The sequence below is a fragment of the Pseudomonas sp. KNUC1026 genome, assembly GCF_021650705.1.
GTDB lineage: Bacteria > Pseudomonadota > Gammaproteobacteria > Pseudomonadales > Pseudomonadaceae > Aquipseudomonas.
Genome location: NZ_CP087138.1, coordinates 2,053,885 through 2,077,898 on the forward strand (window position 1 = coordinate 2,053,885; position 24,014 = coordinate 2,077,898).

Sequence of the window (24,014 nt, forward strand, 5' to 3'; positions counted from 1 at the left end):
GCAACGCTACTTGCCTGCGCTACCCAGGCTCACGCCATAGAACCCGGTCACCCCGAACGGGTTGATGGCGAACCCTTGCACGTTCTTGCGCATCGGCTGCGATACCACCGAGTGTGCCATGGGGCTCACGGGCATCTGCTCGCGGATGATCTTCTGCGCCTGTTCGTAGAGTTTGGTGCGCTCGCTGCGGTCGGCGCTGAGCTTGGCCTTCTCGATCAGCGCGTCGTAGCCCTTGTCGCACCAGCGCGCGTAGTTGCTGCCGCCTACGGCCGCGCAACTGTAGAGCACGCCGAGCCAGTTGTCCGGGTCGCCGTTGTCGCCAGTCCAGCCGTAGGTCAGCACGTCGTGCTCGCCGGCCTTGGCGCGCTTGATGTACTCACCCCATTCGTAGCTGACAATGTTGGCTTTGATGCCCACCTTGGCCCAATCCTGCTGGATCATCTGCGCCGACAGCCGCGCGTTCGGGTTGGAGGCGCGCTGCACGGTCATCGCCCACAAGTTGACCTGCGTACCAGGCTTCACGCCGGCCGCGGCCAGCAGCTGTTTGGCTTTTTCAGGGTCGTAGGGCGCACCCTTGATTGATGTGTCGTAAGACCACTGGTTAGGCGGAATCACGTTCTGCGCCACCTGGCCGGCACCCTGGAACACCGTGTCGACCACTGCCTGCTTGTTGATGGCCATGTCCAGGGCCTGGCGCACGCGCGCATCGTTGAGCGGCGGGTGCTGGGTGTTGTAGGCCAGAAAGCCCACGTTGAAGCCGGGCTGCTCCAGCACCTTGAGGTTGGGGTCTTTCTTCATCTCGGCGATATCGACCGGCCTTGCGTAGCCGCTGACCTGGCATTCGCCGATCTTGAGCTTCTGTGCCCGCGTCGCCGCATCGGGGGTGATGGCGAACACCAGGTGGTCGAGCTTGACGTCCTCGGGCTTCCAGTACTGGCGGTTACCATCGAAACGGATCACCGCGTCCTTCTGGTAACGGCTGAACACGAACGGCCCGGTGCCCACCGGCTGCTGGTTGAGCATCTCGGGCTTGCCGGCGGCCAGCAATTGCGCGGCGTACTCGGCAGACTGGATCGAGGCGAAGCTCATCGCCAGGTCTGCGGCGAAAGCGGCATCGGGCTGCTTGAGGGTGAACACCACGGTGTGGTCGTCGGTTTTGCTCAGGCTGGCGATGTTCTGGTCCAGGCCCATGTCGGTGAAGTACGGGAACTCGGCCGGGTACGCCTTGCGAAACGGCTGCTCGGGGTTGCGCATGCGCTCGAAGGTGAACAGCACGTCATCGGCGTTGAAGTCGCGGCTGGGCTTGAAGTAAGCCGTGGTGTGGAACTTCACCCCTTCGCGCAGGTGGAAGGTGTACACCTTGCCGCCCGCGCTTGCGTCCCAACTTTGGCGAGCCCCGGCTCCAACGTGGTGCCGCCGCGCTTGAATTGCGCCAGGCGGTTGAAGACGGTTTCGGCCGAGGCATCGAATTCGGTGCCGGAGGTGTACTGCGCCGGGTCAAAGCCTGCGGGCTCGCCTCGGAGCAGTAGACCAGGGTGCTGGCGGCCTGGGCCAGCGAGGCGCTGCCGAGCAGAGCGGCGGCGAGTACAACGGCTGTGGAACGGCGCTGCATGAAGGACTCACTCCTTTGAACAATGGATGACAGGGCGCCAGATTAGCAGTTACGACTCGTTTGGCAGCAGTTGGGTTCACGCCCGCTCCCGCTTCATCTGCGTCACCAGAGTGAAGCGGTCGTCGGGGTGGATGGTTTCCGAGACCACCATCACCTCGCCTTCATCGTCGCGGTATTGCCGCAGGATTTTCAGCCCCGGCGTGCCGGCTTCGGCCTTGAGGCTTTTGGCCATGGCCGGCGACAGGAGTACGGCGCGCACCTGCTGGTCGACCACATCGATGTGCCGGCTGAAATGCTGTTCGATCAAGGAGGCGATCAACTCGCCGGGCTGCTGCCTGGCCAGCTCGATCACCTCGGCATACGCCTGCTGAGCGTATACGTCCGTCCAGCACAACGGCGCCAGCGCGTTCTGCTGGTCGACCCGCACGCTGGAAACGCAGAAGTAATGCTCGCCCGGCACCAGGCCAAGGCGCCGGGCCTCGGCGATGTCCATTACGAAATGGCGAACGTCCTGGATGTCGCGCACCTGGGTTTCGGCCAGGTGGGCCAGGTCTGCCACCGTGGCGAGCGATTGTGAATAGCCCCCGCGCGGTGACGAGGCCTCGACCCGGGTGCCGACCCGCTTGCGCCGCGACACCAGCCCCTGGGTCTGCAGCTGCGTGATCGCGGCGCGCACGGTATGGCGGCTCACATCGTAAAGCTCGCAGAGCTCGAGCTCGGTCGGCAGCAAAGTGCCGACGGGGTATCGCCCTTCGGCGATCGCTGCAATCAAATCCTTTGCCACTACTGCGTAGCGCGTATCGCCCATACCTTCCATCAGCCCTGAATGTTCACTGTGTTGACAGTGTATCAGCGCGGGCGTAAGAATTATGTACGGACATAAATGATATGTACGGCAAATAACAACATAATGGGTATCTTTCATGTCCAGCACCGTTTTCGACTCCGCCCTGTTCCGCGACATGTTCGGCACCGCCGAGATGCGCGCAGTGTTCTCCGACAAAGCTCTGATCGAGCGCTACATCGAAGTGGAGGTCGCGCTGGCCCGCGCCGAAGCGCGCTGCGGCGTGATCCCCGCCGCCGCTGCCGAGCAGATCGCGACACTGGCCACTTACGGGTCGCTGGACCTGGCCCTGATGCAGCATGAAACCGAGATCGTCGGTTATCCCATCCTGCCGCTGGTCGAGCAGCTGTCCAGAACCTGCGGTGAGGCCGGCCGCTACGTGCACTGGGGCGCGACCACGCAAGACATCATGGACACCGCCGTGGTGCTGCAAGTCCGCGCGGCGCTGGCGCTGGTGGAACGCGACATCCAGGCCGTGCGCGGCCTGCTCGCCGGGCTCGCCAGCCAGTACCGCAACACACCCATGGCCGGGCGTACCCACCTGCAGCACGCACTGCCGATCACCTTCGGCTACAAGTGCGCGGTGTGGCTGAGCATGTTCGACCGCCATGCCGAGCGCCTGGTCGAGCTACGCCCACGCGTTGAGGTCGGCCAGTTCGCCGGCGCCGCCGGCACCCTCGCCTCGCTGGGCGACAAGGGCCTGGAAGTACAAGAGGCGTTGATGGCCGAGCTTGGCCTGGGCGTGCCCCAGGCGACCTGGCACGTGGCCCGCGATGGCCTGGCCGAAACCCTGAATTTCCTCGGGCTGGTCACCGGTTCCCTGGGCAAGGTCGCGCTGGATGTGATGATGATGATGACCAGCGAGCTGGGCGAGGTGTACGAGCCCTTCGTCAAGGGCCGCGGCGCCAGCAGCACCATGCCGCAGAAGCGCAACCCGATTTCCTGCGAGCTGATGTACGCCGCCGCCAAGGGCGTGCGCCAGCAGGCCGGGCTGATGCTCGATGCGATGATCCAGGACTTCGAGCGCTCCACCGGCCCCTGGCAGGCCGAGTGGATCGCCATCCCCGAGGCCTTCGCGCTGAGCGCGGCCTCGCTGGGCCAGGCCAAATTCATGCTGGCCGGCCTTGAAGTGCGCACCGAGCGCATGCGCCAGAATCTGGACATGACCCAAGGGCTGATCGTCGCAGAAGCCGTGATGATGGGCCTGGCCCCGGCATTAGGGCGCCAGGTGGCGCACGACGTGGTGTACGCCGCCTGCCGCATGGCCAACGACCAGCGCATCAGCCTGCTCGATGCGCTGCTGGCCCAGGGTGAAGCCACCGCGCAGCTGGATGTGGCCGAGCTCGAGCGCCTGACCGACCCGGCCAATTACCTGGGCCTGGCCCCACAAATGGTCGACATCGCCCTCGCCCGCCCCGGCGCTGTGCCGCGCTGACCCCCTGTGCCTTGCCGGCTGCTGCCGGCGAGGCCGCACATCTGCCATAGCGCCTTAATAACAACAATGAGATCGCAGCCATGTCTTCAACCAGCAAGAAACCGTTCTACAAGGACCTGACCTTCCAGGTGGTCGCCGCCATGGTGCTGGGGATCGCCTTCGGCTTCGCCGCGCCCGAGCTTGCCGCTCAGTTCAAAGTGCTCGGCGACATCTTCCTCAAGCTGATCAAGACCGCCGTGGCGCCGCTGGTGTTTTTCACCGTGGTGCATGGCATTGCCTCTGCCGGGGATGTGCGGCGGGTAGGCAAGGTCGGCCTGCGCGCGTTGATCTACTTCGAAGTGGTGTCCACCTTCGCGCTTGCTATTGGCTTGCTCTGGGGCAACCTGCTGCAGATCGGATCGGGCATGCACGATGCCCACCCCAGCAGCGCCACCGCCGCTGCCTCGGCCGCCGCCGTTGCCAAAGGCCACGGCCCGACCTCGACGATGGACTTCATCTACGGCATCTTCCCCGACAACTTCGTCGGTGCCTTCGCTGGTGGCCAACTGCTGCAAGTGCTGGTGATCTCGGTGCTGTTCGGTTTCGCCCTGCTGGCGCTCAAGCCGGAACGCCGCGCCGTGATCGAAGAGGGCCTGAACCGCATCTCCGAGTGCTTCTTCGAGTTCATCAACCTGATCATGAAGTTCGCCCCGCTCGGTGCGTTCGGCTCGGTGGCCTATGCGGTGGGCAGCAACGGCACCGCTGTGCTGATGTCACTGGCCAACCTGGTGATGATGTTCTACGTCTGCGTGGCGTTTTTCATCTTCGTGGTGCTGGGCGCCGTGTGCCGCCTGAGCGGTTTCAGCCTCTGGCGGTTCCTGAAGTACATCAAGGATGAGGTATTCATCGTGCTGGGCACCGCATCGTCCGAAAGCGCCCTGCCCCGGCTGCTGCAGAAACTGGAAAAATTCGGCTGCTCCAAGCAGAGCGTTGGCCTGGTGCTGCCCACAGGCTATGCCTTCAACCTCGACGGCACCTCGATCTACATGTCGCTGTGCGTACTGTTCATCGCCAATGCCTATGGTGTGCCGCTGAGCTGGGAACAACAGCTGGGCATGATCGCCATCATGCTGGTGACCTCCAAGGGTGCGGCGGCGGTGTCCGGCGGCAGCTTCGTGGTGTTCGCCGCCACCGTCACGGCCATCGGTGTGCTGCCGGCCGAGGGCTTGGCGTTGCTGTTCGGCGTATACCGCTTCATGTCGATGGCCATCGCCACCTGCAACACCATCGGCAACAGCGTGGCCACCGTGGTGGTGTCGAAATGGTCGGGCGAGTTCACCGAGCAAACGGCACGTTCGGAGTACCACCGGGTGTTCGGGCGCAAGCTGGAGGCAGCGCTCTAGAACGCTGGCCCAAGGCCCTGCGCTGCTTCGTCGAAGCGGGCTACGAGAAAATCCACTAACGCGCGCACCCGTGGTGCCAGGTAGCGGCCGCTCGAGTACAGCGCGTTCACTGGCGCTTCAGGTGAACGCCAGGCTGGGAGCACCTGCACCAGGCGCCCGCTGGCCAGGTCCTGGTGCACATCCCAGATGGACTTGAGCACAATGCCGTGCCCATCCAGCGCCCACTGGCGCGCCAGGGCGCCGTCGTTGGTTTCGCGCGCCTTGGCGAGGGGCACCTTGAAATCGAAGCGCTGCTCGCCGTTGCACAGTTGCCACTGGCTGGCCCAGCCCGCCTGCGAGCTGATGATCGGGTCGAAATCGCCCAGTTGCTCGGGGCATTCGGGTGCGCCTTTTCTTTGGAGATAGCCAGGTGCCGCACACAGCACGCGCCAGTTGTCGGCCAGCCGGCGTGCCGCCATGCCGCTGTCGGGCAGCACGCCGAAGCGCACCACAAGGTCGACATCGTCGCTGAGCAGGTGGGCCATCTGGTCCGACAGCAGCAACGCCGGTAACACTCGCGGATGAAGGCTCGCGAAGTCGTCCAGCCACTGCCGCAGCACATGCCGGCCGAAATCGGACGGCGCGGCGATGCGAATCTTGCCGCTCAGCGTGCCATTGGCCTGTGCCAGCGCTGCACGGCCCTCCTCCAAGGCGGCCAGCGCAGCCTGGCAATGCGCCAGATACCTGCCGCCCTCCTGCGTCAGGCGCAGTTGGCGGGTGGTGCGGTCGAACAACCGCGCGCTCAATGCCGCCTCTAACCGCTGCAACCGAGCGCTGGCCGCTGCGGGAGACAGCCCGAGCTTTCTGCCGGCGGCAGACAGGCCGCCTTGCTGCGCGGCCTCAACGAACAAGCGGATCGCGTCGAGATCTTCCATGGATTGTTCCAGTATTTTTGAAAATCCTTTCGAGCCTAGCCGCATTATCAAATCGATAGCAAGGATGCAGCATTGAGGTGCGGCCATGAGCCGTTCCCCTCGCAACGGACTTCAGGAGTCGAACCATGCGCACTTTCCTTGCCATCATTTTTGGTACAGCCGCTGTGGCTTGCGCCGCAAGCCCTGACACGTACGCTGCCGCAAGCCCGTCGCTGGTCGCGCCGGCAGAGTTGGTGGGCGGCAACGCCGGTAACGCCGCGCAAGTCCTCGCCGCCCGCCGCTACGCCAGCTTCTGGCAATCGGGCGACCCGGCGCTGGCACGCGCCGCGCTGGCACCCGGGTTCATGGATCGCACCCTGCCGCCAGGCCGGCCCCAAGGTATCGACGGGCCGCTGGCGGCTTCCGAGGCATTTCACACGGCCGTGCCGGACCTGCGCTGCGAGATCCGGCAGATGATCGTCAGTGGTGACCGAGTGGTGTCGCATCTGCACTTTTCCGGGCATTTCACCGGGGCGTTCAAAGGTGTTCAGGGTAAAGGCCAGGTGGTCGACTTTATCGCCACGGACATCTACCGGATCGCGGACGGGCGGATCGCCGAGAACTGGCATCTGGAGGACAACCTGACGTTTTTGCAGCAGATCGGGCTGGTGCCTGCAGGTTAGGCTCTGTTGGCTGAGTTTCTACCAATTACGACGGAGCCTGAATCAGCCCCTCTTCGGAGGGTTGTCAGGCTCTCAATGGCAGTCATATTGTCACCCGTCGAATCAGGCAGTTGGGGTTTGTTTTCGACGACTGCTTGCAAGCCGAGCTTTCAGAGAAATCCAGTCAAGCTCGGTGACAACCATGCCCACTAGTATCAGGCATGCACCCACTACGTTGGTTTCTGTGAGCCTATCACCTCCTATCAAGTAGCCAAATATCCCACCGAATACGGGCTCGAATACCAGTATCAGAGCTATGGTGGAAGCCTTGGCTCCCACTTGCGCCCGAGTTTGAACATAGTATGCAACAGCGGTACCGAGCACCCCAATAACGATCAGAGACAAGAACACTCCAGTTGTTCTTACAGGTGCAAGGGTGCCTTCCAGAAAACTCCAGGCCAGGGAGAGCAGCCCTACAACAAGAACTTGCACATATGCCAGCGGAAGCGGATCTACATTTTTACTGTATTTGGACAGCAACACGACGTGAAGAGCCGTAAATATGGCACACACTAAAACAAGAAGATCACCGATGTGTGTGGAAAACTCTTTCAAAGTGAGCAGCCCCAAGCCGAGGGTTGCTAACACTGCACCCGCCGCTTGACGCTTGTTAGGTACTTCTCCAAAAAGCAGATATGAAAATACCGGTGTAAACACTACTGCCAGCCCGGTAATGAAGCTCGCATTGGATGCAGACGTGTACGCCAGGCCACTGGTTTGAAATGTGAATGCGAGAAAGAGGATAAAGCCCACCCCTGCCGATTGCAATATCGCAAGAATCGGAACTTTCCTGAGTGCACCTGATACGAAGGGCGTCATTGCTATTGATCCGAATATGAATCGATAGGCATTGAGCGATGAAGCCGAGATTTCCTGAAGGGCAGAATGTATCGCGACGAACGACCATCCCCATAACGCAGTGACGAGCACCAGTGATATGCACCAGAACTTTGGCCCCCTCATGGCTGAGCCTCCCTGCAAAGGCTAGCGGCAAAGGTACGGTCAGGATTTGCGTGCATATGCAGGGACCTTTTATGATTCGATGAGTATTCGCTTATACCGAGCGAATAGACTCTTTCATAATTTTTAGCGGTACCTGCCTCTCAGACAGTAGACAGGAGCTGTTACGGAATCAATTTCGGAATCCCGCTTTTTTATAATTTTTTATCATATCGAGGATGCACATTCGAACTTGAGCCATCTGATCAATGACCACGATCTGCTCTACAAGCCGTTCCGCATTCTTTTCCAACGTCCGAGCGGAGCGCTAAACGCGGGCTTCGCAGCTTTCCATGTTTCGCAATGCCCCATACCTGCCCCGGAGCACCTAATGGCGCGCCTGCCGAGACGCTTTCGAAACGCTGAGCCTTGCGCTCTACCACTTGCCCGTCGTAAGGCGCGATCACGCTGCAGCGCTTGACCTGAACCTGATAACCCTGAGCGTGGGGCTGGGCAAAACGCGGGCGAACAGACGCTGCATCGGGAGGACTCCTTGTCACACCCACCGGAGTCTATGCGAGCCGCCCGAGACGTCAAGCGAAATGCCAGCATCCGTGCCAGGCGCGCCGCCGCGCGATCAGCCGCTACGCGGCATGGAAAAACGCCACCTTCTCGGTCAACCGATCCGCCAATTGCGCAAGCTCCGTGCTGGCAGAGGCCACGCCTCTGGAGCCGGTCGCCGACTGCACGGTCGACTCATGGATGCGGTTGATGTTCTGCGCCACATCATCGGCCACCGAGGTCTGCTGCACCGAGGCGCTGGCGATCTGGGCATTCATGTGGGTAATGGCGCCCACCTGCTCGCTGATCTTGGCCAGGGCGTCCTGAGCGCTGCGGGTTTTTGCCACGGTCCGGGTCACCAGCTCACAGCTGCTGCGCATGGTCTGGGCTGCGGCGTCTGTGCCCGATTGCAGGGTGGTGATCATCTCGCGGATTTCTTCGGTCGACTGTTGCGTGCGGTTGGCCAGCGAACGCACCTCATCCGCCACCACGGCGAAACCGCGGCCATGCTCGCCCGCCCGCGCAGCCTCGATGGCAGCGTTGAGGGCCAACAGGTTGGTTTGCGCCGCGATGGAGTTGATGACCTCGATCACCGATTCGATCTGTTCGCTGTGGCGAGACACCTGCTCGACGGTGCCGGTGGTCTGCGCCAGGGCGTCGGCCAGTTGCTCGATGGCCTGGGTGGTGCTGGCGACCAGCTGGTTGCCGCTTTCGACTTCGGCATCGGCCATGCGTGAAGCATCTGCCGCTTGCGCGGCATAACCCGACACTTCGTTCACCGTGGCGGCCATCTGCGTGATGGCGGCGGCCACCTGTTCTGCCTCGCGGGTCTGCAGGCTGATGTGGTCGTTATTGGCCGACGAGGTCGCAGACAAGTGGTTCGAAGAGTGATTGACCTCCTGAGCCGCCATGCGCACCTGCTGAATGGTCTCGGCCAGGTGGCTGAGCGCATCCTTCAACACACCCATCACGCTGCCGGGGTAGGCCGTGGTGATGGTTTGGCGCAGGTCACCGGCCGCCAGCCGCTCGATGGCTTTGGCCACTTCGGTCGGCTCGGCGCCCAGGGTGGATTTGACGAAGCGAATGATCACGGCGGTGAGCAGAATGCTCAGCACCAGGGCAATGCCGGTGGCGATAAGCATCAAGCTGCTGAACTGGCTGGCAGTGGCCTGCACCTGGCCCAGCTTGCCGTTGATCGAGGCTTCTTCGTAGTCGATCAGCGCGTTGACGCGCTTGAGCCACTCGCTGTAATACGCCGAGGTCTGGCGCAGCAGCAAGGTTTGCGCGCCCTGGATATCGCCTGCCACGCGCAGTGTGATCAGCGCCTGGGTCGATTGCAGGGTGCGCTGTTCGATTTCCTTGATGGCAGCGAGCAGCTGGCGCTCTTCGGCGGTCACGTTGGAGTGGGCAAACAGCTGGTCCATCGGGGTCGCCGAATCGCTGTAAGCCACTTCAAGGGTTTTGACTTCCGCCAGGTGCTGCCTGAGGTCTGCGTCGTTGGTCACCAGCACCGCATCACGGATGGCTATGGCGCGGTTGTGCACGCTGCCGCGGAAGTTGATCGCATAGCGCTGCACTTCGGCAGCGTTCTGGCTCACGTCGCTCAGGGTGGCGTCGATGAAGCCGACACGCTGGATGCCGATGGCGGTGATGATCACCAGCAGCGCGAGGATGGCCGTGAAGCTCAAGCCAATGCGCTTGGCCAGCGAGAGTGGTTTTTTCATGAGGGACCTCGGCAGTTTGCCCGAGCGGGCACGGCAACTTGAGTGATGCTATCGAGCTATCACTCTAATGTGCCGATCATAGGCCGAAGCAGTCCCTTTGCGAACTAAATTTAAGCAAACAAGTTAATAGCAGATCGCTATCGTCCCGCACATGCATGGCACGGGGGCCAATCAGTGAGCCGTCGCAGCGGTCAGCTCTACCTTGGCCGGGCCATTGACGTGGGCATCGCTATGTACACCGCTGGACGGCTTGCCCAGCTGGCCATACACCTGAGCCAGGTCGTCGGCCATCAGGTCGCTGGGCAGGTCATAGCCTTTGCCGCCCGGGCTGCGGATGGTCTCGAAGGTGCGCCCGTTGCTCAGGCGGATGAACACCGGGCCGACCAAAGGCTCGGCCGGGCGGCAGCGGGCGAAGTTGGCGTTGTCCTGCAATGCGGCGAATGCTGCGGTGCGGCATTCGTTCAGGGTGAGGCCGGCACGTACGGGCAACTCCTTGTGCAGGTTCAGGGCGGTGGAGAGAAACAAGGTGTAGATGTCCATGCCGGGGGGCCTCCCTATGAAAGATGAGCGCTATATAGGAGCGGGCCGGAGGGGTGTCAAACGCACGGATGTAATGGTTTTCCACCCCACCACGTGCAGTTTTCAGCAACACGCCAAGTTTTATTCTTTCAGTGCATTTAGCTGGTTTAATCGTATTTTTGCCGAAATTTACAAGTGTTAAGCGAGCGCTTGATTTCAAATATCTGACGCCATGAAGTGATCCCGTTTTGGGATCCGGTCCAGGAATGCCTGATTGATGGCGCGTACTGGCGGTTTGATGACGGGTTGGATGACCGGTCTCGCACGCCAGGGCCACATGCGGATAATCTGCGTCGACCTGTAGTCGCCTCCCGGATTGCCCCATGCGCATCGAACCGCTTCCTCCTTTGCACAACCTGATCGCCTTCGAAGCGACCGTGCGCCATGCCAGCTTTTCTCGCGCGGCAGTGGAGCTGCACCTGACCCAGAGCGCCGTCAGCCGCCAGGTCGCGCAGCTGGAGGAGTTTCTCGGGCGGGCGCTCTTTCGCCGCGAGCACAAGCGCATCGTACTGACCGTGGCCGGGCAGAACTACGCAGCCGACGTGCAGCGGCTGCTCACGCAATTCGCCGAGTCCACGGCGCAAGTGATGGCCCGGACCCACGAACAGACGCTCACCGTTGCGTCGTCATCCGGGGTGGCGCGGTTATGGCTGGCACCGTTGCTTGCCGAATTCGTGGAGCGCTTTGCCGAAGTGGATGCCCGCCTGCGGGTGGTGGACAGCCTCGAATCGCTGGTGCGGGCGGAAATCGACCTGGGCATCTACTTCATGCGTTCAGCGCCGCCCAAGGGCCTGGATGCCCGGCTGCTGTTTCAGGAGAAAGTCGGGGCCTACTGCTCGCCTGGCTACCTGGGCGGCCGCCAACTGGCTGCCCACGAAATAGCCAATGAGCGCTTGCTGATGGTCGAGGATGGCCAGCGGCAATGGCTGTCCTGGAACCAATGGTTCGCCCTGCAAGGCGTCGACAGCCCACCCAACCCTCGGCGTATCACCGTCAGCCTGTACCCGATCCTGATCGACCTGGCCATCGCCGGCCATGGCGTGGTGCTCGGCTGGTCGCCCTTGATAAATGCCCAACTCGAAAGCGGCGCACTGGTGCCTGCCTGCGCCAGCCAGGTGGATGGCGCGGGAGGTTATTACCTGCTGCAGCCGGCCGACCGCCTGCCCAGCCGCAGTGCCCGCCAGTTCGAGCAGTGGCTGATGCAGGCGAGCGAAGCGCTGAAAGCCTAGGCTCTGCATGCGCTCAGCGCATGCAAATGCACGCATTAAGCGTTTTATCCCTCGCTTGCCTCCAGCCTATGCTCGGCTCACTGGACAGACAGATCCAACCCGCTCCAATAACGATGTCACTGCCTTTCACTCGATCGCGGGGCGTTTCCCCGCACCTGTAAAAGTGGGAGTCCCAGCTGTGAGCACCACCACCCTTCCCCCTCACGTATCGTCCTCCGGCCAGGCTCGCCGTGCTGTCATCGCCACGGTGATCGGCAACGGCCTCGAATGGTTCGACTTCACCGTCTACAGCTTTTTCTCGGTCATCATCTCCAAGGTGTTCTTTCCAACCGGCGATGAGCTGACGTCCTACCTGCTGGCACTGGCCACCTTCGGCGTGGGTTTCGTGATGCGGCCGGTGGGCGGCATCGTGCTGGGGATCTACTCGGACGAATACGGGCGCAAGGCGGCGCTGTCGGCGACGATCTTGCTGATGGCCCTGGGCACGTTGATCATTGCCGTCACTCCCGGCTATGCACAGATCGGCCTGGCGGCGCCCGCGCTGATTCTGTTCGCGCGGCTGTTGCAGGGCTTTTCGGCGGGGGGCGAGATGGGCAGTGCCACGGCCTTTCTGACCGAGCACGCCCCGGCGGGGCAAAAGGGTTTCTACTCCAGCTGGATTCAGTCGAGCATCGGCTTGGCCGTGATGATCGGCGCAGGCCTGGGCGCGTTGCTGTCGGCCTGGCTCAGCCCCGAAGCCCTGGAAAGCTGGGGCTGGCGTGTGCCGTTCATCGTGGGTTGCCTGATCGGCCCGGTGGGGTTTTATATCCGCCATCGCATGGAAGAAACCCCTGCCTACCAGGGTGAGCAAGCACCCGACTCACCTTTGCGTGAAGTGATTCGCAGCTATCCCGGCAAACGCTGATCAGTTTCTCGCTCATCGTGCTGTGGACGGTGTGTACCTACGCGATCCTGTTCTACATCCCCTCCTACGCCACGCGGGTGCTCAAGCTGCCCAGCAACGTCGGCTTTGTTGCCGGGCTGCTGGGTGGCCTGGTGCTGGTGGTCGCCACGCCACTGGTGGGCAGGTTGTCCGACCGCTACGGCCGCAGGCCCTGGCTGCTGGGTTCAGCGCTGGCCATTTTCCTCTGCGCCTACCCGATGTTCTGGTTGATCAACGCGATGCCGGGGCTGGGCAGCCTGCTGGTGTTCGAGCTGGTGCTGGGCCTGTGCATCAGTGGCTACATCGGCTCGATCCTGGCGGTGTTCAGCGAATTGCTGCCGGCGCGGGTGCTGTCCACCGGGCTGTCGGTGGCCTACAACCTGGCCGTGACGCTGTTCGGTGGCTTCGCCACCTTCACCATCACCTGGCTGATCGCGACGACTGGCAGCAATGTGGCGCCGGCCTTTTACATCATGATCGCCGCCGCCATCAGCACAGGGGGTGCGCTGCTGTACCGGGACACCGCCCGGCCGTTTCACGCTGTATTCAAGGAGGCTCACCGATGAGCGACACCACTGCAGCAACCCTCATCCTGCGTAATGGTCGGGTTCTGGACCTGGATAAAGGCCAACTGATCTCGGGGCTGGAGGTGATCATCGCCGGCGAACGCATCCAGGCCCTGCGCCCGGCAGGCCAGGCTGCCGAGCCCACTGCCAGGGTGCTGGACGTCAAAGGTCGCACGATCATGCCGGGGCTGATCGACTGCCACGTTCACGTGCTGGCCTCCAACGCGAACCTGGGCCTCAACGCGCTGCAGCCCAATGCCATCGTGATGTACCGGGCCATCCCAATCCTCAAGGCCATGCTCGAACGGGGCTTCACAACCGTTCGCGACGCCGGCGGGGCGGATTGGGCGCTGGCCCGCTCCATCGCGCTGGGGCTGATCGCCGGGCCGCGGATCTTCGCCTCGGGCAAGGCACTGTCGCAAACCGGCGGCCATGGGGACTTTCGCGCCCGCGGCAGCCTGCTTGCGACCGAGCCCTGCACCTGTTGCTTCCGCGCCGGGGCCATAGCGCGGGTGGTGGACGGGGTCGACAACGTGCGCCTGGCGGTGCGCGAAGAACTCCAGCAAGGCGCCAACCAGATCAAGATCATGGCCTCCGGCGGCGTGGCCTCGCCCACCGACCCCATCGCCAACACCCAGTACAGCGAGGCGGAAATCCGCGCCATCGTCGATGAGGCCCGGGCCGCCAACACCTACGTCATGGCCCACGCCTACACGCCCCGGGCCATCCGCCGCGCAGTGGAGTGCGGCGTGCGCACCATCGAGCACGGCAACCTGGCCGATGCCGAAACCGCGCGCATCATGCGCGAACACGGCGCCATCGCGGTCCCCACGCAAGTGACTTACGAGATGCTCGCCGAGCACGGAGAAAAGTTCGGCCTACCGGCCGAGTCCCTGGCCAAGATCGCCGATGTCCGCGAGGCCGGGCGCCAGGCGCTGTTGCATTTCGCCGAGGCCGGTGTGCCCATGGGCTATGGCTCGGACCTGCTCGGCGAGATGCACGAGTACCAGACCTGGGAGCTGAAGATCCGCGCCGAGCTGCTGGGCAACCTGGAGGCGATCCGCAGCGCGACCTGTGTGGCAGCGCACATTCTGGAGCGTGACGGTGAGCTGGGCTGCATCGCAGCGGGGGCCTTGGCCGATGTGCTGGTGGTCGACGGCGACCCGCTCAGCTCGATCGAATGCCTGCTGGGCCAGGGGGAGCGGCTGGATGTGATCCTGCAGGCGGGCAAGGTGATCAAGAACGGGTTGTCGATCTGAGCGCGACCCTCAACCGCATTCCCGGCAGTTGACGAGAGCAACGACCCTCTCCACTGCCGCCTGGATGGACCGTACCGAGGTGTCCAGCGTGAATGGCTGAGGCGCCCACACTTCAAAATCATGCGCGAGCACCGACGCCCAGCTGGGCGGCACCAGGCCAGGGATATCGCTGCCGGCGGCTTTCGACGCGGCGCCGATGTTCCTGGGTGTCCGAACAGATCACCTGGATGTCCAGCAGCGCCGCGTCGGCGCTGCGCGCGGTCGCAGCCCAGGCCTGCCGGCTCTCGGATACGGGATTTACGCAGTCGGCCACCACGGTGTGGCCCAACCGCAGATTGGCCAGCGCCAGTTGATTGGCGACCTGATAACCGCTGGCGCCTACGTCACCCGCCAGCACCCCGGCATTGCGAATGGCTTGCTCGATGGTATCGATGCGCAGGTACACCGCCGCGATGCGCTGCGCCAGCGCATGGGCCAGCGTCGTTTTACCGGTGCCCGGCAGGCCGCTGAATACGATCAGCACGGGGTTTGCCCGGCAGCACCTATCACTGCTCGCCCTCTTCTTCTTCCGCCTCGGCCTCCTCGTTCACCTCCTCGTCCCGCGCTACCGGCGGCTTGCCCTTGTCGGGGTCATCTGATGAAGGGGATACGGTTGGGGCCCTGTTCTTCCAGGCCTTCGGTACGAGGGTTCATGCGCGTTCTCCGGTTGGCATGCGTATTGGCTCTGATTCAGCGCCCACGAAATTGTTCATCCGGCCGCTGCGCTTGCCCTTGAATAAATGAAACCAACATCCCTGCTTCGCTCTCCAGAGAAAAGGCAGCTCGCCACTCACCTGTGAAGAGGTTCGCATCATGGATCTAGGCTTGAACAATCGCGTTGCATTGATTACCGGCGCCAGTGGCGGAATCGGGCTGGCCACGGCTCAGTTGCTGGCCGAGGAAGGTGTGAAGCTGGTGCTGAGCGACCTCAAGCAAGAGGCCCTGGAAGAGGCCTGCAGCGGCCTGAGCAGCGACGTGCTGATGATCGCTGCCGACATGACCCAGCAAACCGAGGTCGATGCGCTGGTGCAAAAGGCCCAGGCGCGCTTCGGCGCAGTCGATATCGTGGTGCACACTGCGGGCGTCACCGGCGCCAAGGGCGACCCGCTGGAGCTCTCTGACGACGACTACCTGGAAGCCTGGGAAACCGACTTTTTCAGCGCTGTTCGCGTAGCCCGCGCCACCATCCCCAGCATGCGTGGCCGCGGCTGGGGCCGATTCGTCTGCATCACCTCCGAAAACGCCGTGCAGCCGTATTGGGAGGAGGCGGTGTACAACGTCGCCAAGGCTGGCCTTGCGGCCTTCATCAAGAACCTCTCCTACAAGGAAGCCCGCCACGGCGTGCTCTGCAACACCGTTGCACCGGCCTTTATCGAAACCGGCATGACCAACGGCATGATGGAAAAGCGCGCCGAGGAAATGGGCGTGAGTTTCGACGAGGCGGTCAAAAGCTTTCTCGAAGAAGAGCGCCCGGGGATCGTGCAGCAGCGCTGTGGCCAGCCGAAGGAAGTCGCAGCGGCGATCGCACTGCTGGTGTCGGAGCGCGCCTCGTTCATCAACGGCAGCAACTTGCGGGTAGACGGCGGCTCGGTGCAGAGCGTGCAGAATTGAGTTGAACCTTCCCTGTTGCCGTGGCGCCTAAATTTTCAGGCGCAACATTGCGCCAATCTTGGCTGCCTTTTAAGGCCTTCGGGCCGTCCATCTGGAGAACAAGCTATGACCGATATTCATAAAGAGACCATCAAGGTACTGAACGACCTGATCGAAACCTCCAAAGATGGTGAAGCAGGCTTCAAAGATCTGGCTGAACACACCAAGAACGATCACCTGCGCGGCGTGTTCGCCAGCCGCGCTGCCGACACCGCCTCCGCAGCTGTCGAGCTGCAAGCCATCGTTACCCGCCTGGGCGGCGAGCCGGAAACCACCACCAGCGTCGGCGCTGACCTGCACCGCCGCTGGGTCGACCTCAAGGCTGCCCTGACCGGCAAGGACGACGAAGCGCTGCTCAACGAAGCCGAGCGTGGCGAAGACGTCGCCAAGAAGAGTTACTCCAAGGCGCTCGAGAACCAGCATCTGACCCCGGACGTGCGTGCCGTGATCCAGAAGCAATACGACGGCGTGCTGCGTAACCACGACCAGATCGAAGCGCTGCGTGACCAGGCGCGCGCTGCCAAGTAAGCCTGCGTTCAGGCCCTGTGCGGAGTGCTCCACGCCGCCAGGGCCTGTTACTCACTGATTCGTTTCACCTCGCCTGTCCCCCTTCCCCGCTTCAACGGAATTTCCGTCCTCGCTCTGCTGTCCTTTCTCCGTACCCTTTCACCCCGCGGAGGCACTCAGATGGCTAAAGTTCTGGTTCTTTACTATTCCATGTACGGCCACATCGAAACCCTGGCCAACACCGTGGCCGAAGGCGCGCGCAGCGTCGAGGGTGTGGAAGTGACCGTCAAGCGCGTTGCCGAAACCATGCCGCCAGACGCGTTCAAGGCCGCCCACGGCAAAGCCGACCAGCAGGCGCCGGTCGCATCGCCCAAGAGCTGGCCGACTACGACGCGATCATCTTTGGCTCCCCGACCCGTTTCGGCAACATGGCGGGCCAGATGCGCACCTTCCTCGACCAGACCGGCGGCCTGTGGGCCAAGGGTGCATCGGTGGGCAAGGTCGCCAGCGTGTTCACCTCCACCGGCACCGGTGGCGGCCAGGAAATGACCATCACCTCGTTCTGGACCACGCTGGCGCACCACGGCATGGTCATCGTGCCGCTGGGCTACAGCATTCCTCGAGCTGGCCGATATCTCCGAAGTGGGCGGCGGCACGCCCTATGGCGCTTCGACCATCGCCGGCGGCGACGGCTCGCGCCAGCCGGATGCCCGCGAGCTGAAGATCGCCCGGCACCAAGGTGCGCATGTGGCAGCTATCGCCGCCAAGCTGGCCAAGGCCTAACGCGCCGGGCCAAGCACCTCGAGGGTCTTCTCAAGTCCCATCGCAGCCCGCTGCTCACCCGTGAGCGGCGGCACCTGCACCGTGGGGGCTTCAACGCTGATGGCAATGCCCGCAGGCAATGCGGCCAGCAGGCCTTGCAAATCGCAGTCACCCTCCCCTGGAAACCGCCGCTCCTGCCGCGCCTGGCGCAGGATTTCATCCATGCTGGCGGGCACCGGCCCGAGCACGTCACAGATCTGCATGTAGCGAAAGCGCGCCGGCGCCTGCTCGCAGGCATGCTCAAGCTGCGCCAGGGACGAGCGCGACCGGTTGAAATGAAAGGCGTCCACCAGCACACAGCCGTTGGGCTGGGCTGCTGCCTCCACCATCCGCAAGGCCTTGGCCAGGTCCGGAACGTCGGTCCAGGGCATGAACTCCAGGTTCACGTAGAGGCCATAGGGCCGCGCCAGTTCGCACAAGGCGGCGAGGCGAGCGGTCATGCGGGCTTCGTCAGGGTCATTGCCGGCGACCAGCAACTCGGTAGCACCAAAGGCGGCACCAACCTCAAGGTACCGCTCGAACTGGGCGATGTCGGTTTCCGCCTTCAGGCGCAGGATCTCGATGTCCAGCACTCTGATACCGGTGTCGCGTAGCGCCTGGGCCGTGCGCTGGCGCAAGGCTGCGTCGGCCATCAGTGGAAAGTGGTGTTCCTGCGGGTAGCAGGCTCCAGGCGCAGGCCGACATGGCTGTACCCTGCTCGCGCAGCAGCCTCCACCATTTGAGGCGGCGGCAACTCAAGGACCGTCAAAGCGGCCAGCGAAAATACGCGTGAGGGCATGGCATCAAGCTCGTGCAGAAGAGGACGGCTTATTTAGAACAATGTTCCAGTTATTTTCAAGCCTTGTCAGATTTGATCCGCTGGAGGGTTGCTGGCATTTCAGTCACGATGTTTGACAGCACGATCAGATTAGTGGAACTCTGTTCCGAATATTTCAAAGAGACCTCTCCATGGCGTACCGCCCTGCCCCCTCACGCATCATCGACTGCGACCTGCTGGTCATCGGCTCTGGCGCTTCCGGCTTTGCGGCGGCGGTCAGCGCTGCGTGGCATGGCCTTAATGTGGTGGTCGTCGAGAAGCACAGCCATTTCGGCGGGGCCACCGCCTGGTCCGGAGGCTGGGCCTGGGTGCCCGGCAACCCGCTCGCCCGCCGTGCCGGCATTCATGAAGATCCCGAACAACCCAAACGCTACCTGCGCAACGAACTGGGCGAGCGCTACGAGGCTGCACGTATCGACGCCTTCCTCGATAACGCGCCGCACATGGTGGCGTTCTTCGAAAACACACCGAGTTGCAGTGGGCAGACGGCAGCGGCATCCCCGACATTCACGGCCACGTGCCCGGTGCTGCCACTGGCGGCCACCAGGTAATCGCCGCTCCATACGACGCGCGGCGGATGGGCAAGCTGATCAAGCGCATGCGCAAGACGATGCGCGAAACGGCCTTCCTCGGCATGCCGATCATGGCCGGCGCCGACCTCTCGGCATTCATGACCCTCACCCGCTCGGCCAAATCCTTCCTGCACGTCACTCGCCGAGTGCTCAGCCACCTGCGCGACCTGGCCGTGCATGGCCGGGCCATGCACCTGGTCAATGGCGTGGCGCTGGCAGCGCGGCTGGCCAAGTCTGCGCAAGACCTAGGGGTGCTGTTGATCGAATCCGCCCCCGCACACGCGTTGCTGCAGGAAAACGGCCGGGTGACCGGCGCACAGGTGCACTCACCGCGCGGGCCGTTGCAGATCAACGCCCGCAAGGGCGTGGTGCTGGCCGCTGGCGGCTTCCCCCACGACATCGCCCGGCGCCAGGCGTTGTTCCCGCGCACACCCACAGGCCGCGAGCACCTGGCCCTGCCGCCGGCCCAGTGCAACGGCGACGGCATTCGCCTGGGTGAATCGGCGGGCGGCGTGCTCGCCACCGAGCTCGCCAGCCCGGCGGCCTGGGCGCCGGTCTCGCTCGTGCGGCATGGCAATGGCGAGATCGGGCATTTCCCGCACATCATCGACCGCGCCAAGCCCGGCGTGATCGGCGTGCTGGCGAACGGAGAGCGGTTCTGCAACGAAGCCGACGGCTATTACGACTACACCAGCGCAATGATCGCCGCCTGCGCAGAGGGCGAGGAAGTCGCCTCCTGGCTGATCTGCGACCACCGCTGCCAGCGCCGCTTCGGCCTGGGTTACGCACGGCCCTTTCCCGTGCCGCAGGGCCCGGTGCTGCGCAGCGGTTATCTCAAGCGTGGCGCGACCCTGGCCGAGCTTGCAGGCCATTGCGGCATCGACCCGCAAGGCTTGCAGCGCACCGTGGCTCAGTACAACACGCACGCCCGCCAGGCCGAAGACCCGGCTTTTGGGCGCGGTTCTACCGCCTATAACCGCAAGATGGGTGACCCCTCTGTTACCCACGGCAACCCCTGCGTGGCGCCCATCGAGGCTGGGCCGTTCTATGCGGTGAAGGTGCAACCGGGAAGCTTCGGCACCTTCGCGGGCCTGAAGACCAATGCCCAGGCGCAGGTGCTCGATGCGAGCGGCGCGCCGATTGCCGGGCTTTACGCGGTAGGCACCGACATGGCCAGCGTGATGGGCGGCTTCTATCCCTCAGGCGGCATCAACCTGGGGCCGGCACTGACGTTCGGCTACATCGCCGGGCGCCATGCCGCCGGCGTGCAGGGTTACGAGAGCGAAGCCTGAGGCCCCCAGGCTCAACGCACATCCTGCGCCAGGCGCTCGATGTGCTCTGGCCCGATACCGCAGCAACCGCCCAACAGGCTGGCCCCGCGCGTGCGCCAGTCTTGCGCCCAGCGCAAGTAACCTGGCGGGTCGAGGTCCTGGCGTAACTCATCCAGGCCATCGTTGGCCTTGGCATCCTTGGGCTGCGGCGGGAGGGCGTTGGCGTAGGCTCCGATAGCGATGCTCACACCCAGCGCTTCGAACTGTGACCGCGCCACATCGATGGCGGCGCCAATCACTTCCGGCTGGCTGCAATTGAACAGCAACGCCTGCACGCCCAAGGCAGCGACCGCCTGCGCCGCCTCAGCCACCGTCTCGCCCGAACGCGATCGAGGCACGTCTTGCTCACCTTCATCCTGCAAGGTGAAAGACACCCAGAACGGCTTGCCGCCCGCTGGCAGGTGCGCATGAATGGCCTGCACTTCAGCGATCAGGCTCTGGGTTTCGGCCAGCCATAGGTCCACGTGCGGGGCCAGGCCCTGCAACAACGGCTTGAGCACAGTGCCGGCCAAAGCAGGCTGGAACAGGTCCGGCCGATAGGAGCCGAACAAGGGCGGCAACGAGCCGGCTACTCGCACGGGCCCGGCGCTGGCATCGGCTGCTTGCCGCGCCAACTGCCCGGCAGTGTTCGCCAGCTGTTCGGCTTCGGCGTCGAAGCGCGCCTGGCCGATGTGAAACGGCACAACGGCGTAGCTGTTACTGGTGATGACCTGCGCACCTGCATCGATAAAGGCTGAGTGGGCTTGCACCACCGCTTGCGGTGCTTCGGTCAACGCGAGCGCTGACCACTCCGGCTGGCGAAATGGCGCACCGCGGCGCTGCAGTTCGCGGCCCATGCCACCGTCGAGAATAATCAGAGGCTGATCAGGCATATAAGATTTATTCCTATGGATATAACTAGAATTCACAAAGCGTTACATATCTATAACCATTAAATATCGATAAGCTGGCGTTTTACAACATTTTGTTAGAGAGCTCCCATGCGTCCATTCGCTGCCCTGGCTACGGGCTTGCTGGCCCTGACCGCCTTTTCCCATGCCATCGCTGGCACCACCCTTGACCGAGTCGAGTCGCATAAAGAGCTGGTCAACGTGCTGATGGAGAGCTACCCGCCGTTTTCATTTCTTAACGAGCAGAACCAGCTCGATGGCTTCGACGTCGATGTCGCCAAGGCCGTGGCCGAGAAACTGGGCGTCAAGCTGCGCCTGGAAACCCCTTCCTGGGACGTGATCGCAGCCGGCCACTGGAGCGGGCGCTACGACATCTGCATTTGCTCGATGACCCCCAGCCAGGCGCGCGCGCAGGTGTTCGATTTTCCGGTGACCTACTACGCGTCGCCCGCGGTGATCGTGGTGAACGCCAAGGACGACCGCATCCATGGAGCCAAGGACCTGAACGGGCTGAAGGTCGGCCTGACCAGCGCCTCCAGCTATGAGAGTTACCTGAACAAGAACCTGGTGATCGAAGGCGCTGAACAGCAGAAGATCGACTACCCCTTCGAGGCGGTGCAGGCCGTGCCTTACGACACCGACAACGTTGCGTTCCAGGACCTGGCGCTCGGCGCAGGCGTGCGCCTGGATGCGGTGCTGACCAACCTGGTCACCGCCCAGCCGCGCCTGAAGCAGGACACACGCTTCAAGCTGGCCGGCGCTGCGCTGTACGAAGAGCCCAACGCGGTGGCCATCGAAAAGGGCGACCCGCAATGGGACGCCAAGGTACGCGAGGTTTTTGCGCAGCTCAAAGCTGACGGCACCCTGGCCCGGCTCTCGCAAAAGTGGATCGGTGCCGACATCAGCAAATGAGTGCTCACGAACCTTTGCCCAGCGCCGCTGCCAGGCGCCTGGGCTGGCCGGGCTTTCGTACCCGGCTGTATTTGACCTGGCTGGTGATGCTGGCCATTTTCGTCGGCTTTTTCCTGAGTTTCGATCTCAAGTTCTCGATCATTCTGGAAAAACTCCCCAACCTCGCCGGCCTGCGCCTGAGCCCTCAGGGCTTCTTGCAGGGCGCTGCGCTGACGTTGTTCGTGTGCGCCTGCGCGATGCTGCTTTCGGTGGTATTAGGGTTCGCAGCGGCTTTGGCGCGGCTGTCGCCCAGTGCGGTGTTGCAAGGGGTGGCCAGTTTCTACACCTCGTTCTTTCGCGGCACGCCGCTGCTGATCCAGATCCTGCTCATCTATCTGGGCCTACCCCAGGTCGGGCTGGTGCCGGGTGCGATCAGCGCAGGCGTGGTGGCGCTGTCGCTGAACTACGGCGCTTACCTGTCGGAAATCTTCCGCGCCGGGATCATCGGCGTTGCGCATGGGCAACGGGAAGCCGCATTGGCCATGGGGCTGCGCCCACCGCAGGTATTCACCGCCATCGTCCTGCCGCAGGCGATGCGCGTGATCATCCCGCCCACCGCCAACCAGTTCATTTCCATGCTCAAGGACTCGTCGCTGATTTCGGTGATGGGGGTCTGGGAGGTGATGTTCCTGGCGCAGTCCTACGGCCGCTCCAGCTACCGCTATCTGGAAATGCTCACCACCGCAGCGGTGATCTACTGGCTGTTGTCGATGCTGCTGGAGTGGGTGCAAGCCAGGCTTGAACGGCGCTACGCGCGCGCTTACCGGCGCTGAGCGCTCAAGGCTCTGCCAGCAGTGCTGTGCAGCGCGCCTGCAGAAACTCCCGCAAGCGCACCACCAGCGGGGTGAGCCGGCTACGGTGCGCGCAGATGAGGTTCAACGGCGCCGGCTCGCAGTGCTCAGCCGGCAACAGCTCGACCAGCCGCCCGGCGCGCAGGTCATCGATCACATCCAGCCTGGACTTGTAGACCACCCCGAAGCCACTCACGCCCCAGCGGCGCACGGCGTCGGCATCGTCGCTCACCCGGTCGCCGGCCACGACAACCACACGCTCGCCCTCCGGCAAGGTGAAGCGCCAGCGCTCGTGCACCTGCTCGCCCCAGATGAAGCGCAGGCAGTTGTGCTGTTTCAGATCCTCGACCTGCGCCGGGCGGCCGTGCCGGGCCAGATACTCGGGCGACGCGCAGAGCACCCGGCGGTTGTGCTCGGCCAGCGGCAGCGCCACCAGCGAAGAGTCGCTCAATGCTCCGTAGCGCAGCGCCACATCCAGTGGCTGGCGCAGCAAGTCGGCGGCGCGGTCGCTCAAGCGCAATTGCAGCGACACACCAGGATGCTGTTGCTGGAAGTCGTCGAGCCAGGGCAGCACTACGTTGCGGCCCAGGTCCGACGGCGCCGACAGCCGCAGCGGGCCGCTGAGCGCGCTGTGCCCGCTGGCCAGGGCTTGCTGGCCGCCGCGCTGGGCTTCGAGCATGGCGCGGGCATGCGGCAGGTAACGCTCGCCCTCCTCCGACAGCTGCATGCTGCGGGTGGAACGGTCGAACAGCCGCGCGCCAAGCGCCGCTTCGAGCCGCATCACCGAGCTGCTGGCAAGGCCCGGGGCAATGTTCAGTTGCCGCGCAGCGTTGGAGAAGCTGCCTTGTTCGGCGGCGAGCACGAAGATCTGCACATCATCCAGGCGAAGCATTCGGTTCTCGGCACAGGCGCGGTGAGCGGGGCGGGTATTTTTTATGTTTCGAAGAAAATGCACAATGCACCACCCTCCCAGCGCA

General features: G+C 63.4%; 16 protein-coding genes and 8 pseudogenes. 12 read left to right on the forward strand and 12 right to left on the reverse strand.

All coding sequences use genetic code 11. The features are described from left to right. Window positions 1-6: 6 nt before the first annotated feature. Window positions 7-1,612 (reverse strand): annotated as a pseudogene (locus tag LN139_RS09425) (ABC transporter substrate-binding protein). A 76-nt stretch (window positions 1,613-1,688) separates the two neighbouring features. Next, the gene (locus LN139_RS09430) at window positions 1,689-2,420 is read right to left on the reverse strand and encodes a GntR family transcriptional regulator (protein ID WP_236359667.1); all 732 of its coding nucleotides are present in this window, start codon (window positions 2,418-2,420) and stop codon (window positions 1,689-1,691) included. Between the two features lie 115 nt (window positions 2,421-2,535). Between LN139_RS09430 and LN139_RS09435 the strand changes: the two genes are divergently transcribed. Next, complete coding sequence (locus LN139_RS09435) at window positions 2,536-3,891, forward strand: class-II fumarase/aspartase family protein (protein ID WP_236359668.1); 1,356 nt, start codon at window positions 2,536-2,538, stop codon at window positions 3,889-3,891. An 80-nt stretch (window positions 3,892-3,971) separates the two neighbouring features. Further along, window positions 3,972-5,273, forward strand: a complete 1,302-nt coding sequence (dctA, locus tag LN139_RS09440; protein ID WP_236359669.1) for a C4-dicarboxylate transporter DctA — start codon at window positions 3,972-3,974, stop codon at window positions 5,271-5,273. Here the strand turns inward: dctA and LN139_RS09445 are convergent. Further along, a complete protein-coding gene (locus LN139_RS09445; RefSeq protein WP_236359670.1) occupies window positions 5,270-6,187 on the reverse strand; it encodes a LysR family transcriptional regulator in 918 nt (305 codons plus the stop codon). The genes dctA and LN139_RS09445 overlap by 4 nt on opposite strands. Before the next feature lie 125 nt (window positions 6,188-6,312). Here LN139_RS09445 and LN139_RS09450 point away from each other — a divergent pair, with 125 nt between their 5' ends. Beyond that, the gene (locus LN139_RS09450) at window positions 6,313-6,849 is read left to right on the forward strand and encodes an ester cyclase (RefSeq protein WP_236359671.1); all 537 of its coding nucleotides are present in this window, start codon (window positions 6,313-6,315) and stop codon (window positions 6,847-6,849) included. Between the two features lie 102 nt (window positions 6,850-6,951). On the opposite strand, the gene LN139_RS09455 is transcribed toward LN139_RS09450, so the two are convergent. The 5 genes and pseudogenes from LN139_RS09455 to LN139_RS09470 all read right to left on the reverse strand — a co-directional run bounded on the left by LN139_RS09455 (window position 6,952) and on the right by LN139_RS09470 (window position 10,652). After that, on the reverse strand, window positions 6,952-7,851 hold the full coding sequence (locus LN139_RS09455; RefSeq protein WP_268944845.1) for a DMT family transporter: 900 nt from the start codon (window positions 7,849-7,851) through the stop codon (window positions 6,952-6,954). Window positions 7,852-8,216: 365 nt separating this feature from the next. Next, window positions 8,217-8,342 (reverse strand): annotated as a pseudogene (locus LN139_RS09460) (efflux RND transporter periplasmic adaptor subunit); the annotation flags it as partial. Window positions 8,343-8,471: 129 nt separating this feature from the next. Then, window positions 8,472-9,530 (reverse strand): methyl-accepting chemotaxis protein, encoded by a 1,059-nt coding sequence (locus LN139_RS25585; protein ID WP_442964424.1) that lies wholly within the window; start codon window positions 9,528-9,530, stop codon window positions 8,472-8,474. Between the two features lie 72 nt (window positions 9,531-9,602). Then, window positions 9,603-10,112, reverse strand: a pseudogene (locus tag LN139_RS25590) (MCP four helix bundle domain-containing protein); the annotation flags it as partial. Window positions 10,113-10,283: 171 nt separating this feature from the next. Further along, window positions 10,284-10,652 (reverse strand): hypothetical protein, encoded by a 369-nt coding sequence (locus tag LN139_RS09470; protein WP_236359674.1) that lies wholly within the window; start codon window positions 10,650-10,652, stop codon window positions 10,284-10,286. Between the two features lie 362 nt (window positions 10,653-11,014). Between LN139_RS09470 and LN139_RS09475 the strand changes: the two genes are divergently transcribed. The 3 genes and pseudogenes from LN139_RS09475 to LN139_RS09485 all read left to right on the forward strand — a co-directional run bounded on the left by LN139_RS09475 (window position 11,015) and on the right by LN139_RS09485 (window position 14,667). Continuing rightward, the gene (locus LN139_RS09475; protein ID WP_236359675.1) at window positions 11,015-11,920 is read left to right on the forward strand and encodes a LysR substrate-binding domain-containing protein; all 906 of its coding nucleotides are present in this window, start codon (window positions 11,015-11,017) and stop codon (window positions 11,918-11,920) included. Window positions 11,921-12,098: 178 nt separating this feature from the next. Continuing rightward, window positions 12,099-13,408: pseudogene (locus LN139_RS09480) on the forward strand (MFS transporter). Next, window positions 13,405-14,667, forward strand: a complete 1,263-nt coding sequence (locus tag LN139_RS09485) for a metal-dependent hydrolase family protein (RefSeq protein WP_236359676.1) — start codon at window positions 13,405-13,407, stop codon at window positions 14,665-14,667. Before LN139_RS09480 ends, LN139_RS09485 begins: the two are co-directional and overlap by 4 nt. A 9-nt stretch (window positions 14,668-14,676) precedes the next feature. Here LN139_RS09485 and LN139_RS09490 read toward each other — a convergent pair. After that, window positions 14,677-15,190 (reverse strand): annotated as a pseudogene (locus tag LN139_RS09490) (AAA family ATPase). A 341-nt stretch (window positions 15,191-15,531) separates the two neighbouring features. Here LN139_RS09490 and LN139_RS09495 point away from each other — a divergent pair. From LN139_RS09495 to wrbA, 3 genes and pseudogenes are all read left to right on the forward strand, one after another. Next, complete coding sequence (locus LN139_RS09495; RefSeq protein ID WP_236359677.1) at window positions 15,532-16,317, forward strand: SDR family NAD(P)-dependent oxidoreductase; 786 nt, start codon at window positions 15,532-15,534, stop codon at window positions 16,315-16,317. A 105-nt stretch (window positions 16,318-16,422) separates the two neighbouring features. Then, complete coding sequence (locus LN139_RS09500) at window positions 16,423-16,884, forward strand: PA2169 family four-helix-bundle protein (RefSeq protein ID WP_236359678.1); 462 nt, start codon at window positions 16,423-16,425, stop codon at window positions 16,882-16,884. A 159-nt stretch (window positions 16,885-17,043) separates the two neighbouring features. Further along, window positions 17,044-17,646 (forward strand): annotated as a pseudogene (gene wrbA, locus LN139_RS09505) (NAD(P)H:quinone oxidoreductase). Here the strand turns inward: wrbA and LN139_RS09510 are convergent. Continuing rightward, window positions 17,643-18,463: pseudogene (locus tag LN139_RS09510) on the reverse strand (sugar phosphate isomerase/epimerase family protein). The pseudogenes wrbA and LN139_RS09510 sit on opposite strands and share 4 nt — an antisense overlap. Window positions 18,464-18,633: 170 nt before the next feature. Between LN139_RS09510 and LN139_RS09515 the strand changes: the two are divergent. After that, window positions 18,634-20,366: pseudogene (locus LN139_RS09515) on the forward strand (FAD-dependent oxidoreductase). An 11-nt stretch (window positions 20,367-20,377) separates the two neighbouring features. On the opposite strand, the gene LN139_RS09520 reads toward LN139_RS09515, so the two are convergent. Further along, window positions 20,378-21,277, reverse strand: a complete 900-nt coding sequence (locus LN139_RS09520) for a homocysteine S-methyltransferase family protein (protein ID WP_236359679.1) — start codon at window positions 21,275-21,277, stop codon at window positions 20,378-20,380. 108 nt (window positions 21,278-21,385) lie between these two features. On the opposite strand from LN139_RS09520, the gene LN139_RS09525 reads away from it, so the two are divergent. Together LN139_RS09525 and LN139_RS09530 are read left to right on the forward strand one after the other, a co-directional pair. Next, a complete protein-coding gene (locus LN139_RS09525; RefSeq protein ID WP_236359680.1) occupies window positions 21,386-22,207 on the forward strand; it encodes an ABC transporter substrate-binding protein in 822 nt (273 codons plus the stop codon). Beyond that, window positions 22,204-23,019 carry an amino acid ABC transporter permease gene (locus LN139_RS09530; protein WP_236359681.1) on the forward strand — a complete coding sequence of 272 codons (816 nt, stop codon included), beginning with the start codon at window positions 22,204-22,206 and terminating at the stop codon, window positions 23,017-23,019. The genes LN139_RS09525 and LN139_RS09530 overlap by 4 nt, the downstream gene beginning before the upstream one ends. A 4-nt stretch (window positions 23,020-23,023) precedes the next feature. On the opposite strand, the gene LN139_RS09535 is transcribed toward LN139_RS09530, so the two are convergent. Next, a complete protein-coding gene (locus LN139_RS09535) occupies window positions 23,024-23,929 on the reverse strand; it encodes a LysR family transcriptional regulator (RefSeq protein WP_236359682.1) in 906 nt (301 codons plus the stop codon). Window positions 23,930-24,014 lie beyond the last annotated feature (85 nt).